The 17,516-nt window shown below is 66.7% G+C and carries 13 protein-coding genes; 5 read left to right on the top strand and 8 right to left on the bottom strand.

What is annotated here, in order from left to right; genetic code table 11:
- The first annotated feature begins 39 nt into the window (after positions 1–39).
- Positions 40–651, top strand: coding sequence for a glutathione S-transferase N-terminal domain-containing protein (locus tag V3B46_RS14370; RefSeq protein ID WP_049434020.1), 612 nt, complete (start codon positions 40–42; stop codon positions 649–651).
- A 67-nt stretch (positions 652–718) separates the two neighbouring features.
- Here the strand turns inward: V3B46_RS14370 and V3B46_RS14365 are convergent, their stop codons facing one another.
- From V3B46_RS14365 to V3B46_RS14340, 6 genes are all read right to left on the bottom strand, one after another.
- Positions 719–1,774, bottom strand: a complete 1,056-nt coding sequence (locus V3B46_RS14365; protein ID WP_329892215.1) for a suppressor of fused domain protein — start codon at positions 1,772–1,774, stop codon at positions 719–721.
- 46 nt (positions 1,775–1,820) lie between these two features.
- Positions 1,821–2,324, bottom strand: coding sequence for a hypothetical protein (locus V3B46_RS14360; RefSeq protein WP_329892214.1), 504 nt, complete (start codon positions 2,322–2,324; stop codon positions 1,821–1,823).
- Between the two features lie 307 nt (positions 2,325–2,631).
- Complete coding sequence (gene prpE / locus V3B46_RS14355; protein WP_329892213.1) at positions 2,632–4,512, bottom strand: propionate--CoA ligase; 1,881 nt, start codon at positions 4,510–4,512, stop codon at positions 2,632–2,634.
- A gap of 724 nt (positions 4,513–5,236) precedes the next feature.
- Positions 5,237–5,851 carry an RluA family pseudouridine synthase gene (locus V3B46_RS14350; RefSeq protein WP_329892212.1) on the bottom strand — a complete coding sequence of 205 codons (615 nt, stop codon included), beginning with the start codon at positions 5,849–5,851 and terminating at the stop codon, positions 5,237–5,239.
- Between the two features lie 122 nt (positions 5,852–5,973).
- Positions 5,974–6,960 (bottom strand): malate dehydrogenase, encoded by a 987-nt coding sequence (locus V3B46_RS14345; protein WP_329892211.1) that lies wholly within the window; start codon positions 6,958–6,960, stop codon positions 5,974–5,976.
- 118 nt (positions 6,961–7,078) lie between these two features.
- Complete coding sequence (locus V3B46_RS14340) at positions 7,079–7,570, bottom strand: peptidylprolyl isomerase (protein ID WP_004153629.1); 492 nt, start codon at positions 7,568–7,570, stop codon at positions 7,079–7,081.
- Positions 7,571–7,842: 272 nt separating this feature from the next.
- Between V3B46_RS14340 and typA the strand changes: the two genes are divergently transcribed.
- The 3 genes from typA to V3B46_RS14325 are packed head-to-tail and all read left to right on the top strand — an operon-like array spanning position 7,843 to position 11,833.
- On the top strand, positions 7,843–9,690 hold the full coding sequence (gene typA, locus V3B46_RS14335; protein ID WP_010483969.1) for a translational GTPase TypA: 1,848 nt from the start codon (positions 7,843–7,845) through the stop codon (positions 9,688–9,690).
- An 11-nt stretch (positions 9,691–9,701) separates the two neighbouring features.
- A complete protein-coding gene (locus V3B46_RS14330; protein WP_049432763.1) occupies positions 9,702–10,169 on the top strand; it encodes a DUF2127 domain-containing protein in 468 nt (155 codons plus the stop codon).
- Between the two features lie 41 nt (positions 10,170–10,210).
- Positions 10,211–11,833 (top strand): amidase, encoded by a 1,623-nt coding sequence (locus V3B46_RS14325; protein ID WP_154262439.1) that lies wholly within the window; start codon positions 10,211–10,213, stop codon positions 11,831–11,833.
- A 56-nt stretch (positions 11,834–11,889) separates the two neighbouring features.
- Here V3B46_RS14325 and V3B46_RS14320 read toward each other — a convergent pair whose 3' ends face one another.
- Entirely contained in the window at positions 11,890–13,077 is a 1,188-nt protein-coding gene (locus V3B46_RS14320) for a mechanosensitive ion channel family protein (protein WP_329892210.1), read from the bottom strand.
- A gap of 598 nt (positions 13,078–13,675) precedes the next feature.
- Positions 13,676–15,070: a class II 3-deoxy-7-phosphoheptulonate synthase gene (locus V3B46_RS14315; protein ID WP_329892209.1), complete on the bottom strand. Its 1,395-nt coding sequence runs from the start codon at positions 15,068–15,070 to the stop codon at positions 13,676–13,678.
- 221 nt (positions 15,071–15,291) lie between these two features.
- Between V3B46_RS14315 and V3B46_RS14310 the strand changes: the two genes are divergently transcribed.
- Positions 15,292–17,418, top strand: coding sequence for a TonB-dependent receptor (locus tag V3B46_RS14310; protein WP_329892208.1), 2,127 nt, complete (start codon positions 15,292–15,294; stop codon positions 17,416–17,418).
- Positions 17,419–17,516: the final 98 nt, after the last annotated feature.

The following is a 17,516-nucleotide window of genomic DNA, read 5'->3' as shown; positions in this document are numbered from 1 at the left end:
GATAGTGGGGGTTTCCCGCCCGCATCACCTGGAGTTCCCATGAAGCTGTACAGCAAGCCTGGTGCCTGTTCCACCGCCGACCACATCGCCCTGCAGTGGACCGGCCAGCCGTTCGAGGTTGAACTGCTGAACAAGGACACCCTGAAGGGCCCGGAATTCCTCAAGATCAATCCGGCCGGTGCCGTCCCCGCACTGGTCGACGGCGACTTCGTGCTGCTGCAGAACGCCGCGATCATGGGCTATATCGCCGACAGCTTCCCGCAGGCCGGCCTCGGCGGCGACGGCAGCCCGCGCCAGCGCGCCGAAGCCACCCGCTGGCTGGCCTTCGTCAATTCCGATGTGCATCCGGCCTTCTCGCCGCTGTTCGCGCCGGGCAAGTTCATTGCCGACGAGAGCCAGTTCGATGCGATCCGCGCCGCCGCGCACAAGCGCCTGCGCGGCCTGTTCGAAACCGCCGACAAGCAGCTGGCCGACAAGCCGTGGCTGGCCGGCTTCCGCAGCTTCGCAGATCCGTACTTCTACATCACCCTGCGCTGGGCCGCCGGCACCAAGGTCGACCTGTCCGGCCTGGACAACCTGGCCGCCTACAAGGCGCGCATGGATGCCGATGCCGGCGTGCAGGCCGCGCTGAAGGCCGAAGGCCTGGCCTGATCCAGACCATGGGGCAGAGCCGTCTGCGCAGCAGGCGGCTCTGCCCCCATCGGTGCAATCGCCGCACTCAGCCGATCTGGCGGATCACTTCGCCCTTGGCATCGCGCAGGTAGGTCGGCACCACTTCGATGCGCAGCGCCGCCGCCACCGGGTAGATGCCGCGCTCGGCCCGCACGCCTGCCAGCGCCTGCAGTCCCGACTCGTCCAGTGCCCAGCGCGCGCTGTCGGCGGATACGTCACCCACTTCACCGCGCCCGGCCGGAATGAATTCCCACTGCCGCTCGCGGCTGACCAGTTCCAGCGATTTGCCGTGGCGCAGGCGCAATGGCAGCAGCTCGCACACGCTGGCCACCTGGCCCGCACCGAGCACCAGGGTGGTGACGCCCGCCTCCTGGCGCCAGTCCAGCGTCTCGATGAACAGCATGCCGGTGCTGGAGCCCTCGCGCTCGCTCCCGGCCTGCACCTGTGCAGCCAGTGCCGGATCCTCCAGCAGGTTGCCGCGATGCAGATCGCTGATCCACAGCGGCATCGCCGGTTGCAGCGCCTGCAGCACGCCGCGCGTCGACCAGCGCTTGACCGCTTCCATCTCCTCATCGGTCAGCCCGACCAGCTGCAGGAACTGCAGGTGGCCATTGGCGGTGTCACGTGCGGGCAACTGCGGATCAGCGACGAAGGCCAGATGGCACAAGCGCGTGCCGGTCTCCAGCGCGATCGGGCCGTTGGCATTGAGGTGGTGGCCATCCTCGAACCCGTTGCCACTGCCGAACACATAGCGCGCCAGGTTCTGCAGCAGGTTCATCGGCCACACCGGCGGCGTGCTGCCGGCGTTCTCTCCGGCGTCGGCAGCGAGGCGGAAGGTCAGCTCGAAACCATAGCCACTGGCGGTGGCATCACTGCTCTCCTTGGCGTACAGCTCGGAGAAGCCGTAGGTGATGTAATGCCAATGTGGTACCGGCGCATCCGCCCAGTACACGCTGATGCCATCCAGCGGATCCTGGCCACCGAGCGTGTACGGAAGCGCGGTGCCGAAGTGACGCGGTTCCTGCCCGGCATACAGCGGCGCCAGCGCCGCATTGATCGCGTCCCAGCCGGGGGTATCGGTGTCGTCGTGGTCGTCCTGCACGCGGAACTCCTTGTGGGGAAGTGAACCGATCACTTTACGCGGTGCCTCAGGCCTGCACGACCTCGCCGCCGCCATTGACCACGGCCGCCTGGGTCTCCTGCCACCAACGCTGCGCCAGCGCCGGACTGCGCGCCTTGCCCACCGCCGCCAGCAATTCCGGGCACAGCCGTTCCAGTGCCAGCGCATCGGTGCAGCGTTCGATCTTCAACTGCATGAAGTAGCCCTTCAGGCCCAGATGCCGGCGCACGGCCTCACTCATCGCGTCGTACAGCTGCTGGTACAGCGCCGGGTCCTGTTCGCGGCCGGCGCTGATACTGCGCGTCGGTGCGGCTTCGGCACTTCCGCCGACCACTTCGATCAGGCCCTGTGCTGACAATTGCTCCAGTGCGTCCGGTGGCGCGCGCAGGCCTTCGAGCAGGCCGCGCAGTTCAGTGTCATCGCGATGGCCGTCGACCATCAGCAGGATCGAACGCAGTGCCGCCGGCAGGCGCCGGCCACGATCTTCGATTTCCTGACGGCCAGCAGCCGTCTTGGCGTGCAGCAAAGCCATTGCCTCCCCCCCAATCCTCGATGCGCAATGCCAGCGCGCCCGTGCCGGGCACGCCCCCTGGTTGCCACCGTCGAAGCCTGCGCAGCTTCCCCGAAGCGCAGGCTCTGTTGCAGGCCGATGACAGGGCGAGCTTAGCGCAAGTCCTGGCAAGCTTGGGTAGTGGCGGGGGGGGGGGGGGGGGCGCCCGGGCGAGAGAGCGGGCCCGCCCCCCGGCCGGCGCCCCCGGGCGCCTGGGGGGGGCGCCCGCGCCGCGCCCCCCCACCCCGCCGCCCGCGCGGCCCCCCGCCCCGCGCCCGCCACTACCGGGTCAGCGTCCCAGCGCCCGGCGGATCTCCTCCAGCGCACCGGGGTCGTCCAGCGTCGACAGGTCACCCGGGTCGCGCTGCTCGGCCAACGCCTGCAGCGAGCGCCGCAGCAGCTTGCCAGAGCGGGTCTTGGGCAACGCATTGACCACGTGCACATGCGCCGGGCGCGCAACCGCGCCAAGCGACGTCGTCACCGTCGCCATCATCTCGGCCACCACCGGCGCCGGATCCTCGCCATCTAGCCCCTGCTTGAGAGTGACGAACACCAGCGGCACCTGCCCCTTCAGTTCGTCCTTGACCCCGATCACCGCCGCCTCGGCCACGCGCGGATGGCTGGAGATGGCCTCCTCGATCTCGCGCGTGCCCAGGCGGTGCCCGGCCACGTTGATCACATCGTCGGTACGGCCGAGGATGAAGGTGTAGCCATCGTCGTCGCGGATCGCCCAGTCCAGCGAGCTGTACAGCAGCTCCTTGAAGTGGCTGAAGTAGCTCTGCAGGAAACGGCTGTCGTCGTTCCACACCGTGCTCATGCAGCCCGGCGGCAGCGGCGGCGACACCACCAGCACGCCCTTCTGCCCCGGTGCCACTTCCTCGCCGGTGTTCTCGTCGATCACCTTCATCCGGTAGCCGAGATTGGGGAACCCGGGCGAGCCGAAACGCACCGGCTTCATCTCCAGGCCCGGCAGCAGGGTCAATGCCGGCCAGCCGGTTTCGGTCTGCCAGTAGTTGTCGATGATCGGCTTGCCGAGCGCTTCGCTGATCCAGTGCGCGGTCGGTTCGTCCAGCGGCTCGCCGGCCAGGAACAGGTACTTCAGCGCGCCCAGGTCGTGGCGATGGATGAAATCCGCGTCGTGCTTCTTCAGCACGCGGATGGCGGTGGGCGACGAGAACATCGTGCGCACGTTGTACTGCTCGCACAGCGCCCACCAGATGCCCGGGTCCGGGTTGGTCGGCAGCCCTTCGTAGAGCAGCGAGGTGCAGCCGCCGATCAGCGGGCCGTACACGTTGTAGGAATGGCCGACCGCCCAGCCGACGTCGGAGGTGGAGAACATCACCTGGCCCGGCCTGCAGTCGAACACCGTTACCATCGACTGTGCCATCGCCACCGCATAGCCCCCCACATCGCGCTGCACGCCCTTCGGCTTGCCGGTGGTGCCGGAGGTATACAGCAGATAGCTCGGCTCGCTCGCTTCCAGCCACTGCACCGGCACGTCGACTTCACCGATCTGCGCACGCAGCTCGGCGTAGTCCACATCGCGGCCCGGCACGCGTGGTTCGGCGGCATCCAGCCCACGCGACACGATCAGCACGTGCGGCGGTGGCGACGTGGCTTCGGCGCAGGCTGCATCAACCATCGGCTTGTACGGAATCAGCTTGCCACCGCGCATGCCGGCATCGGCGGCGATCAGCAGCTTCGGCTTGGCATCGTCGATGCGCAGCGCCAGGTTGTGCGCGGCGAAGCCACCGAACACCACCGAGTGCACCGCACCGATGCGCGCGCAGGCCAGCATCGCGAACATGGCTTCGGCCATGTTCGGCATGTAGATCACCACGCGGTCACCGTGACCGACACCGAGGTGCTTGAGCACGGCGGCGAAGTCGTTCACTTCGCGATACAGCTGGCGATAGGTGATTTCGCGGGTGCTGTTGGTTTCGGTGGAGATGGCGACCAGCGCGAGCTGGTCGGCGCGCTCGGCCAGGTGGCGGTCGACGGCGTTGTAGCAGAGATTGGTTTCACCGCCAACGAACCAGCGCCGGAACGGCGGGTTGCTGTAGTCGAGCACCTGCTGCGGCGGTTTGTGCCAATGGATGCGCTTGGCTTCCTCGCCCCAGAAGGCCTCCGGCTCGTCGATCGAGCGACGGTAGGTTTCCTCGTAGTTCATGACGCAGCCCTCCCAGACAAAGTCATGGGTTCGAGGATAGTCCGGCGCTGGCGCGCGGGCCGCCCTACCTTGGTAGGGGGTGGGGTTTTTCATGCAGGGCTGCGCCCTGCACCTGCAGAGGCAGAAGCAACGGCAGAAGCTGGCTTACTGAGGGATGGCGGGGCGGGTCCGGTTGCGGGAGACGCCGTAAACCCGTCCGTGGGGGCTTGGCCGCGGCTTGCTCGTGTGCGCTGTCCTGCGCACACGGCAAGACCGGGGTTGGGCGTCCTGCCCAACCCGCCCGAAGCATGCCTCGGGCCCATGCCGCGGACACTCCCGCAACCGGACCCACCCCGCCTTCGACAGTTTCCTGCGATCTGTCGGAACGGCGTATTGCTCTGGTAGGTGTCGACCTTGGTCGACACGGTAGATCCACGCCATGCGTGGATGATTCATTCGATATCTGACAGAAAAATCGTGTCGACCAAGGTCGACACCTACCAACAGCCGCGCGGAACAACTGCCACAGTTACCAACAGCCGAGTGAACCTGTCGAAGGTGGGGCACTGTGGGTTTGCGGGGTGTGAGCGGCATGGATGCCGCGACCAAGCCCCCATGGACGGGTTTACGGCGTCCCCGCACACCCACAGTGCCCCGCCCTCCCACGGAATGCCGCTTTGGTTTTTGACGTTGCCGTTGCTTGAAAGCTTCTGCGGGTGCAGGGCTGCAAGTCCTGCCGCCCCACCTAGAACGGAGCCGCAGACTCGAACGCGAGCGCTTCGCCCGTCACCGGATGGGTGAACCGCAGGCTGCACGCGTGCAGATGCACACGCTGCGCCGGTGCTGCGCCATACAGCACGTCACCGACGATGGGATGACCGAGGCTGGCCATGTGCAGGCGCAGCTGATGGCTGCGGCCAGTGATCGGTTCCAATGCCACGCGGGTGCGCTGCGCTTCAACATCACGCGCCATTACGTGCCAACGTGTCAGCGCCGGTTTGCCGCGTTCGTGATCGATCATCTGCTTCGGCCGGTTCGGCCAGTCCACGATCAGCGGCAGGTCCACTTCGCCGGCATCGCCTTCGAGCAGCCCCTGCACCACCGCTTCATACCGCTTGCCAACCTGGCGCTGCTCGAACTGCATCGACAACGCCGCCTGCATCGCCTTGCCGCGCGCATGCAGCAGCAGGCCCGACGTCACCTGGTCCAGCCGGTGCACCGTCAGTGCATCCGGGCATACCGCCTGCAGGCGTGTGACCACGCAGTCCTGGTTTTCCTCGCTGCGGCCCGGCACGGACAGCAGGCCGGCCGGCTTCTCGGCCACCAGCAGCGCGTCGTCGATGTAATGCAGGTGGATCATGCGGTTCCAGGAACTCCAAATGAAAACGGGGAAGCCGAAGCCTCCCCGTTTTCTGCGTACCGACCAACGGTCGGTACCTACCTTGATGGAAGACGTACCGGCCAGAGCCGGTACCGCCTGCATCAGCCCAGCAGGTGGGCGACGCCGGCGCGCTCTTCTTCCAGCTCGGCCAGGGTCTTGTCGATGTACTTCTGGCTGAAGTCGTCGATCGGCAGATCCTTGACCAGGGTGTACTTGCCGTTCTCGGTGGTCACGGCGAAGCCGAAGATCACGCCTTCCGGAATGCCGTAGGAGCCGTCGGACGGCACGCCCATGGTGACCCACTTGCCGTTGCTGCCCAGCACCCAGTCACGCACGTGGTCGATGGCGGCGTTGGCGGCCGAAGCAGCCGAGGACGAGCCACGGGCTTCGATGATCGCCGCGCCGCGCTTGCCGACGGTCGGGATGAAGGTGTTGGCGTTCCACTCCTGGTCGTTGATCGCATCGGCGATCGACGCGCCATCGGCGGTGGCGAAACGGTAGTCCGGGTACATGGTCGGGCTGTGGTTGCCCCACACGACCAGCTTCTCCATGCCACCGACCGGCTTGCCAAGCTTGGTCGACAGCTGGCTCAGCGCGCGGTTGTGGTCCAGGCGCAGCATGGCGGTGAAGTTCTCCGGCTTCAGGTCCGGGGCCGACTTCATCGCGATGTAGGCGTTGGTGTTGGCCGGGTTGCCGACCACCAGCACCTTGACGTCACGCTTGGCGACCTTGTTCAGCGCGGCGCCCTGGGCGGTGAAGATCTTGGCGTTTTCCAGCAGCAGGTCCTTGCGCTCCATGCCCGGGCCACGCGGACGCGCGCCGACCAGCAGAGCGATGTCGGCGTCCTTGAACGCGACTTCGGCGTCATCGGTGCCGACCATGCCGGCCAGCAGCGGGAAGGCGCAGTCTTCCAGCTCCATCATCACGCCCTTCAGGGCGGCCTGGGCCTTGTCGACCGGCAGTTCCAGCAGCTGCAGGATGACCGGCTGGTCCTTGCCCAGCATTTCGCCGGAGGCGATGCGGAACAGCAGGGCATAACCGATCTGGCCGGCGGCGCCGGTCACGGCAACACGAACGGGTGCTTTCATGGGGGTTTCCTCTTGCTTGCAAGCGTTTGATGGGACGCCGCGGGCGTGGCCACGCGGGCCTGGCGGGCGGCGGGGAACAGGGAAACGGCCACCCGAGGGTGGCCGTTTCGAAGGGGGATCAGGCGGCGAGGTGCTTGTTCCACTCCGCGACGCGCTCGGCCTGGGCGGCCAGCACGGCGTCGACGTCGCCTTCCAGGGTGATCGAATGGATCACGTCGCCCTGCTTGACCGAATCGACGATGGCCTGGCCTTCCAGGACCTTGCCGAAGACGGTGTGGCGGCCGTCCAGCCAGTCGGTCTTGATGTGGGTGATGAAGAACTGGCTGCCGTTGGTGTTCGGGCCGGCGTTGGCCATCGACAGCGAGCCGACCTCGTGCTTCACGCCATTCTTCTCGTCTTCGAACTTGTAGCCCGGGCCGCCGGTGCCACGACCCTGCGGGCAGCCGCCCTGGATCATGAAGTCGGCGATCACGCGGTGGAAGATCAGGCCGTCATAGAAACCGTGCTTGACCAGGTTCACGAAGTTGGCCACGGTCAGCGGCGCCTTGTCGGCGAACAGCTCGACCTTGATCGGGCCCTGGGTGGTGTCGAAAGTGGCGATGAGGGACATGAAGATCCTTGATGCAGAGGGGAACGCGTCTAGCCACCTAGTTTACACCTGCCTCGTGGCGGCGGCGGCTTCGACCATCGGCGGAGAGCCCGGCTTCAGCCGCCGGACGGGTGCCCCGCGGTGCAGGCCAGGCGGCCTCGACCGGCGCCGCGGACAGCCAGCTGAATGGGTCCCATGACGGGTGTGAAATCCACCTTTTCGCGAATCGTCAAGTTCGACGTATAATGTTGGACTTCTTTTTCCAAATCCGGCGCCGACTGGGCCCCTTTCGTATGTCCATCGAAAATCTTCGCAACATCGCCATCGTCGCCCACGTCGACCATGGCAAGACCACCCTGGTCGACCAGCTGCTGAAGCAGTCCGGCACCCTGTCCGAGCGCACCGTCCTCGCCGAGCGCGTGATGGACAGCAACGACCAGGAAAAGGAACGCGGCATCACCATCCTGGCCAAGAACACCGCCATCACCTGGGAAGACAAGAAGACCGGCATCAAGAACCGGATCAACATCGTCGACACCCCCGGCCACGCCGACTTCGGTGGTGAGGTCGAGCGCGTGCTGTCGATGGTCGACACCGTGCTGATCCTGGTCGATGCGATGGACGGCCCGATGCCGCAGACCCGCTTCGTGACCCAGAAGGCCTTCGCGATGGGCTTCAAGCCGATCGTCGTGGTCAACAAGGTCGACCGTCCGGGCGCCCGTCCGGAATGGGTGATCGACCAGGTCTTCGACCTGTTCGACAAGCTCGGCGCCACCAACGAGCAGCTGGACTTCCCGATCGTCTACGCCTCCGGCCTGAACGGCTATGCCGGCCTGGAAGACACCGTGCGCGACGGCGACATGACCCCGCTGTACGAAGCGATCATGCAGCACGCGCCGCGTCCGGAAGTGGACCCGGAAGGCCCGTTCCAGATGCGCATCAGCCAGCTGGACTACAACAACTTCGTGGGCGTGATCGGCATCGGCCGCATCCAGCGCGGCACCCTGAAGAAGAACATGCAGGTCGCGGTCATCGACCGTGAAGGCAAGAAGCGCAATGGCAAGGTGCTGCAGGTGCTGGGCTTCATGGGCCTGGAACGCATCGAGCAGGATTCGGCCGAAGCCGGCGACATCGTGGCCATCTCCGGCATCCAGGAGCTGACCATCTCCGACACCATCTGCGCACCGGACTTCCCGGAAGCGCTGCCGGCGTTGACCGTCGACGAGCCGACCATCTCGATGACCTTCCAGGTCAACAACTCGCCGTTCGCCGGCAACAAGGACCTGTCCGGTGGCAAGTTCCTGACCAGCCGCCAGATCAAGGATCGCCTGGACCGTGAAAAGGTCCACAACGTGGCCCTGAAGGTCGAGCAGCTGGAAGACGCCGACAAGTTCCTGGTCTCCGGCCGTGGCGAACTGCATCTGTCGGTGCTGATCGAGAACATGCGCCGCGAGGGTTACGAGCTGGCCGTGTCGCGTCCGGAAGTGATCATCAAGGAAATCGACGGCCAGATGATGGAGCCGATCGAGCAGCTGGTGGTGGACATCGAAGAAATCCACCAGGGCGGCGTGATGGAAAAGCTGGGCACCCGCAAGGGCCAGCTGAAGAACATGGAATCGGACGGCAAGGGCCGCGTGCGCCTGGAATATTCGATCCCGGCCCGTGGCCTGATCGGCTTCCAGAACGAGTTCAAGACCCTGACCCAGGGTTCGGGCCTGCTGTTCCACGTGTTCGACCACTACGGTCCGAAGGAACAGGGCGCGATTGCCAAGCGCATCAACGGCGTGATGATCGCCAATGCGCCGGGCACCACGCCGGCCTACTCGCTGGGCCCGCTGCAGGAACGCGGCAAGCTGTTCGCTGCTGAAGGCGACAACGTGTATGAAGGTCAGCTGGTCGGCATCCACTCCAAGGACAACGACCTGACCGTCAACGCGATCAAGACCAAGCCGCTGACCAACATGCGCGCTTCGGGCAAGGACGATGCGATCCAGCTGACCCCGGCGATCAAGTACTCGCTTGAACAGGCCCTGGACTTCATCGAAGACGACGAGCTGGTCGAGATCACCCCGAAGGAGATCCGCCTGCGCAAGAAGTTCCTGACCGAAAGCGACCGCAAGAAGGCTTCGCGCGGCGGCTGAGCCAGCACCCCGTGAACCAGAGCGGCTACAACCCGGATCCACACCGGCATCCGGGGCTCCACGTCATCGCCCTGCTCGAAGCGAGCAAGGCGATGCTGGCGCTGTTGGCCGCCACCGGGCTGGAAGTGCTCGGACCGCAGCCGCTACGGCACGGCATCATGGCCCTGATCCGGCGTTTCAGCCTGGATCCGGACCATGGCACCCTGCCCTCGCTGCTGCACATGATCAGCCCCGACGCGGTCCACCTGGCCGCGGCGGGGATGATCGGCTACGGCCTGCTGCACCTGGTCGAAGCCTGGGGCCTGTGGCGGGCCAAAGCCTGGGCGTCCTGGCTGGGCTGCCTGACCGCCTCGCTATACCTGCCTTTCGACATCTTCGCGATCATCCGCCATCCCGGCTGGCCGTCGTGGACGATCCTGGCGATCAACCTGATCGTGGTCTACGTCCTCGCCCGCGACCTGCGCAAGCGCCACCGCTGAGCACCGGCTACACTGGGGATTGGAGCCGACCAAGCCGCCCCATGCGCCCGTCCTTGCCGCCTCTGCTGACCTGCCTGCTCGCCGCGCTGCCGGCGCTGCTTTCGGCTGGCTGCAGCCCGGCTACGCCCAGCGCGCATGCGGCCGAACCTGCGAGCCGCAACGTGCCGTTCCCGTACGCCGAAACCGATGTCGCCGACCTGCAGGCGCGGATGACCGCCGGGGAACTGGACAGCACCACCCTGACCCAGGCCTACCTGCAGCGCATCGCCAGCCTCGACCGCACCGGGCCACGCCTGCGCGCGGTGATCGAGCTCAACCCCGATGCCCTGAAGGAAGCCGCCGCGCGCGACCGCGAACGCCGTGACGGCCGCCTGCGCGGCCCGCTGCATGGCATCCCGCTGCTGTTGAAGGACAACATCAACGCCGCGCCGATGGCCACCAGTGCCGGCTCGCTGGCGCTGCAGGGCTTCCGCCCGGACGACGCCTACCTGGTGCGCCGGCTGCGCGATGCCGGGGCGGTGGTGCTGGGCAAGACCAACCTCAGCGAATGGGCCAACTTCCGCGGCAATGATTCAATCTCAGGCTGGAGCGCGCGCGGCGGCCAGACCCGCAATCCCTATCGGCTGAGCCATTCGCCGTGTGGTTCCAGCAGCGGCAGCGCAGTGGCCGTGGCCGCCAACCTCGCCAGCGTAGCGATCGGTACCGAAACCGATGGCAGCATCGTCTGCCCGGCGGCGATCAACGGCGTGGTCGGGCTCAAGCCGACCGTCGGCCTGGTCAGCCGCGACGGCATCATCCCGATCTCCTTCAGCCAGGACACTGCCGGGCCGATGGCACGCAGCGTCGCCGACGCTGCAGCCGTGCTGACCGCGATCGCCGGCCGCGATGATGCCGACCCGGCCACCGCGACCATGCCCGGCCGTGCGGTCTACGACTACACCGCGCGACTGGACCCGCAGGGCCTGCGCGGCAAGCGCATCGGCCTGCTGCAGACGCCCCTGCTGAAGTACCGTGGCATGCCGCCACTGATCGAACAGGCGGCGACCGAGCTGCGCCGCGCCGGCGCCGTGGTGGTGCCGGTGGAGCTGCCCAATCAGGGCGCCTGGGCCGAGGCCGAGCGCACGCTGCTGCTGTACGAATTCAAGGCCGGGCTGGAGCGCTATTTCAGCACCCACCGCGCACCATTGCGCAGCCTGGCCGAACTGATTGCCTTCAACCAGGCGCACAGCAAGCAGGAACTGGGCCTGTTCGGCCAGGAGCTGCTGGTGGAAGCCGACGCCACCGCCGGCCTGGCCGACCCCGTCTACATCCGCGCCCGCAGCGATGCGCGCCGCCTGGCCGGCCCGGAAGGCATCGATGCCGCCCTCGCCGCCCACCAGCTTGATGCACTGGTGGCGCCCACCACCGGTATGGCGTGGCCCATCCGCAGCGAAGGCGACGACTTCCCCGGCGAGAGCTACAGCGCCGCCGCCGTGGCCGGTTATCCCAGCCTCACCGTGCCGATGGGCCAGATCGATGGCCTGCCGGTCGGCCTGCTGTTCATGGGCACCGCCTGGAGCGAGCCGAAGCTGATCGAGATGGCCTACGCCTACGAACAGCGCACGCGCGCGCGGCGCCCACCACACTTCGATACCGACGCACTGATCGACGCTGGCGAGCCGTGATCCGGTAGTGCCGGCCGCTGGCCGGCAGATCCCAGGTCGCCTGCCAGCGGCCGGCGCTACCGTTCGGGTTCCGGCTCCACCGGTACGATCGCCGCCTCGCCATCTTCCGCACCCGGCGAACGCACATCTGCCGTGCGTGCACGTGGACCGCGCGGCATGTCCAATTCGTCTGCATGCTGCAGCCGCGCACGCACCTGCGGCAGCGACTGCGGATGCTCGCGCGCGAGGAAATCGAGCATGCGTTCGCGCACCAGGCAACGCAGGTCGAAGGCATCGCCGGAGCTGCGCGCGCTGACCAGCAGGCGCACCTGGATCGCACGCTCGCTGGTCTCGGTCACCTGGGTCACGCAGACCCGGCCATCCCACAATGCTTCGCCGCGACAGATGCGCTCCAGCTCAGCACGGATCGCCGCAATCGGCGCACGGTAGTCCAACCACAGGAACGCGGTGCCGAGCAGGTCGGCGCTGCGCCGCGTCCAGTTCTGGAACGGGTTTTCGATGAACCAGGTCAGCGGCACCACCATCCGCCGCTCATCCCAGATACGCACCACCACATAGCTGCTGCCGATCTCCTCGATGCGGCCCCACTCGCCCTCGACGATCACCACGTCATCCAGCCGGATCGGCTGCGTCACCGCGATCTGCAGGCCGGCGATCAGATTGCCGAACACCGGCTTGGCGGCGATACCGGCCACCAGGCCGATCAGGCCTGCCGACGCCAGCAGCGCGGTACCGATCTTCTGCACCATCGGGAACGTCAGCAGTACCAGCGACGCGCCCAGCACGATGATGCCGCCCATCAGCACACGGCTGAGCACCCGCGTCTGGGTCTGGATGCGGCGCGCTTCCAGGTTGTCGGCGACATCGATGGGATGGCTGCGCAGGATCGCGCGCTCGCCCGCCGCCACCGCGCGTACCAGCAACCAGATGAAGCACGCGGTCAGCGCGATGTGCAGCACATGCTGCAGGTTGCCCAGCACCGGATCCTGCAGCGGCGTGGCCTGCAATGCGGGAATCAACAACAGCAGCGGCCATGCGGTGGCCAGTGGCAACCCGAGCACACGTCCGATGCGTGCACGCCGGCGATCACGCCCTTTCAATCGATGGTAGATCCAGAGGATCAGCCACGCGCCGATGCCACCCACTACTGCTGCCAATCCCAACGGCCATGCGTAGGCCTGTGCGCTTTGCCAGTGCACCGTTGCCACCTCCACTCGAACAGCCAAGCGGACAGCCTCGCGCATGACGCATGAGCGTCACGTCAGTCGTTCGTAACAAGGGTGTTGGTCGGCAGGGCTTGCAGCCCTGCACCTGCTGCGAGCCGAAGCAACAGCAACAGCCGAAGCAGAAGCGGGTTTCCTGTGGGATGGCGGGGTGGGTCCGGTTGCGGGAGACGCCGTAAACCCGTCCATGGGGGCTTGGCCGCGGCATCCATGCCGCGGACACTCCCGCAACCGGACCCACCCCGCCTTTGACAGATTTCCGCGATCTGTTCGCTCTTCTGTAGGGCCGAGCCATGCTCGGCTCAAATCTCACAGATATCGAAATATTCGATTTCCATAGTGATTCATCCACGCATGGCGTGGATCTACCGCAGGTCGCAGAGATCTGTCAGAGGCCGGTCGATGACAACTGTCCGCGGGGGGGCGGGGGGGGCTGGCGGGACCGTTGGCGCCATGGATGGCGCCATCGAGCCCCCATGGATGGGTTTACGGCGTGTCCTGCCTACCCACACCGCCCCGCCATCCCACGGAATACCCGCTTCTGCCGTTGCTTTTGAGGTTGCCGGCCAGCGGCCGGCACTACCGCAGGTGCAGGGCTGCAAGCCCTGCCGAAAACCCCTTACCGCACTTGCTCCTGCTTGCGCACGATCGCCATCGCGATCTCCAGCGACTGCTCGTAGTTCAACCGCGGGTCCACCGTCGAACGGTAGGCGCGTTCCAGGTCACGCTCGGTCAGTTCGCGCGCGCCACCGGTGCACTCGGTCACGTCTTCGCCGGTCAACTCCAGGTGCACACCACCCAGGCGCGTGCCTGCGGCCGCATGCAGATCGAACGACATCTCCACTTCGCCGCGAACGTTGTCGAAGCGGCGCGTCTTGAAACCATTGGCGGTGCTTTCGGTGTTGCCATGCATCGCGTCGCACACCCACAGCACGCGGCGGCCATCGCGCTTGACCGCATCCAACAGCGGCGGCAGCTTCTCGGCGATCTGCGCCGCCCCCATGCGGTGGATGAAGCTCAGACGGCCCGGTTCGTCATGCGGATTGAGCACGTCGATCAGGCGCAGCAGCTGGTCCGGCGTCACCGACGGACCGACCTTGATCGCAATCGGGTTGCGCACGCCACGCAGATACTCCACGTGCGCGCCATCGAGCGCGGCCGTGCGCATGCCGATCCACGGGTAGTGCGTGCTCAGATTCAACCAGCCCTGCTGGCGCGGCACCTGCCGGGTCAGCGCCTGTTCGTAGGGCAGCAGCAGCGCTTCGTGCGAGGTGTAGAAGTCGATGCGGTTGAGGTTGTGCACGCGGGCCCCGGCCAGGGTCTCCATGAAGTGCACCGCATCGCCGATCGACGCCACCATCTTCTGGTACTCGGCAGCCAGCGGCGAATGCCGCACCCACTCCAGGTTCCAGTACTCGGGGTGGTGCAGGTCGGCGAAACCACCGTCGATCAGCGCCCGCACGAAGTTCATGGTCATCGCCGAATGGGCGTGTGCCTGCAGCATCCGCTTCGGATCCGGCAAACGCGCGACTTCAGTGAACGCCGGGGCATTGATCACGTCACCGCGGTAGCTGGGCAGGGTCACGCCGTCGCGGGTCTCGGTATCGGCCGAGCGTGGCTTGGCGTACTGGCCGGCAAAGCGCCCAACACGGATCACCGGCTGGCGCAGGCCGTGCACCAGCACCAGGCTCATCTGCAGCAGCACCTTCAGCCGGTTGGAGATGGTGCCCGACTCGCAGTCGCTGAAATTCTCTGCGCAGTCGCCGCCCTGCAACAGGAAGCGCTTGCCTTCCTGCGCATCGGCCAGCTGCTGCTTCAGCGCCAGGATCTCCCAGGAGGTGACCAGCGGCGGCAGCCGCTTCAGTTCGTGCAGAGCGGCGTCCAGCGCCACCGGGTCCGGGTAGGTCGGCATCTGCAGCGCGGTCTTGCCACGCCAGCTCTCCGGCGACCAGGCGGCGCCAGCGGCGGCGGCGGCGGCGGGGTCGGGCACGGGCGGAACGGCGGACAGGCTCATTGCAGACTTCCGGGATGGGGGGCGGTCATGGTCGCAGAGCCGGCCGCTGGAGCAAAGGGCCGACCTGCTCGGCCAGGCCGCCTGAACGGCAGGGAAAGGCCGATGCGAGCAGCCAGATCCAGCATGGTCAGCCGCTCAAGGCAGGCGCATGATCTGTTACGGAGTAACACTTCCACGTCATGGACCGGCCCCTTCCACGCGCTGCCATCACTCTTCCCATCATGAAGCCCTCGCCCCTCGCTACCGGCATCACCTTCGCCCTGGCCCTGGCCAGCCTGCCCGCCTTCGCGGCCGCCGCCGATGGCGCCGGGCCTGCGGTCAAGGACCTGGACACGGTCACCATCAGCGCCCAGCTCGACCAGGCCCGCAATGCGCTGTCGCCGGACATCGGCAGCAGCCAGTACCAGATCACCGCCGAAGACATCCAGAAACAGCCGCTGGGCGCCTCCGCGCCGCTCAGCCAGGTGCTGCTGCAGGCACCCGGCGTGGTCCAGGATTCCTATGGCGGCGTACACGTGCGCGGCGACCACGCCAACCTGCAGTACCGGATCAACGGCGTACTGCTGCCCGAGTCGATTTCCGGCTTCGGCCAGACCCTGGATGCGCGCACCATCAAGAGCATCCGCCTGATGGACGGCGCGTTGCCGGCGCAGTTCGGCGAGCGCACCGCGGCGGTGGTCGACATCACCACCCGCAATGGCGCCGAGCTGGGCAACGGTGGCAGCGCAGGACTGACCACCGGCTCGTACGGCAAGATCAACCCGAATGCATCCTGGTGGGGCAACCAGGGGCGCTGGAGCTGGTTCCTGACCGGCAATTACGATCAGAACGAGGTCGGCCTGGAGAACCCCACGAACTCGCGCAAGCCGCTCCACGACGATACCCACCAGGGCAAGGCCTTCGCCGACCTGACCTACCTGGTCAACGAGAACACCCGCCTGAGTGTGTTCGCCGGCTTCGCCAACAACCGCTTCCAGATTCCGGCCAACCCAGGGCAGACGCCGCAGTTCGGTTACCTGGACACCACCACCTTCGACTCCAGCCAGCTGGATGAGACCCAGCGTGAGACCACCCGCTTCGGCATGCTGGTACTGCAGGGCACGCTGGGCAGCACCGCCTACCAGCTGTCTGCCGGGCAGCGCTACAGCGATGTAGCGTTCAAGCCGGATGTCATCGGCGATCTGGTGTTCAGTGGCGTCGCCTCGCAGGTGCAGCGCAGCAACCGTGCCAACACCCTGCAGGCCGACTTCTCCACACCACTGGGCAACGACCACACGCTGCGCTATGGCTTGTACGGCAACTACGAGAACGCACGGGCCAGCAGCAACAGCTGGGTGTTCCCGGTTGATGACGGCGGCCAGCAGTCCAGCACCACGCCGCTGCTGATTCCTGACCGCAGCGCCTTTCATGCCAGCACGTTGGCCTTGTACGTACAGGATGAGTGGAAAATCGGCGACGACTGGACCGTCAACTACGGTCTGCGCGGTGACCGCTACAAGGCCTTCGGCCGCACCGAGGGCCAGCTCAGCCCGCGCGTGGGCGTGGTCTGGAATGCCAGCGACAGCACCACCGTGCATGCCGGCTATTCGCGCTATTTCACGCCACCGGCCAGTGAGCTGATCGCCAGCAGCGATATCGCCCTGTACGACGGCACCACCAACCAGCAGCCCGGCGGCGGCAACAACACGCCGCTGGCCGAGCGCAGCGACTACTACGACATCGGCGTCTCGCAGCAGCTGGGCGAACACCTGACCCTTGGACTGGATGCGTACGACCGCCGCGTCGCCCGCCTGCAGGACGAAGGCCAGTTCGGCGCCGCCTACATCTACTCGACCTTCAACTACCGCCGCGGACACATCCGTGGCCTGGAGTTCAGTGCCGACTACAGCAACGGTCCGTTCAGTGCCTACTTCAATGCGGCGCTGAACAAAGCCATCGGTACGGATGTCATCACCAGCCAGTACAACCTCGATCCCGAGGCGCTGGCCTATGTGGCCCACCACTGGATCCACCTTGACCACGACCAGAAGCTGACCTCGTCGGGTGGCCTCAACTATGCCTTCGCCGGGCACAACCGGATCGGGGCCAACTACGTGTTCGGTAGTGGCCTGCGTTCGGACATCGAGGGCGTGCCCAACGGCGGCGAGCTGCCGTCGTACCTGCAGGTGAACCTCAGCGCCGGGCACGACTTCAACGTCGACAGCGGCCATCCACTGCATGTGCAGCTGGCGGTGATCAACGCTTTGGACCGCAGTTACCAGCTGCGCGATGGCGGTGGAGTCGGCGTGTTCGCCCCGCAGTGGGGACCGCGCCGCGGCGCCTACCTGAGCCTGCAGCAGGACTTCTGAGGTAGTGCCGGCCGCTGGCCGGCATTCCCGCGGTGTGGCGGGCCGGGGGCGGGCCCACCCACCGGGACCGCGAGTGCCTGCGGCGCCGCCGCCCCCCC

The sequence above is a fragment of the Stenotrophomonas sp. SMYL11 genome (assembly GCF_036320005.1).
GTDB lineage: Bacteria > Pseudomonadota > Gammaproteobacteria > Xanthomonadales > Xanthomonadaceae > Stenotrophomonas > Stenotrophomonas maltophilia_A.
This window is presented reverse-complemented; position numbering and strand designations above follow the sequence as displayed.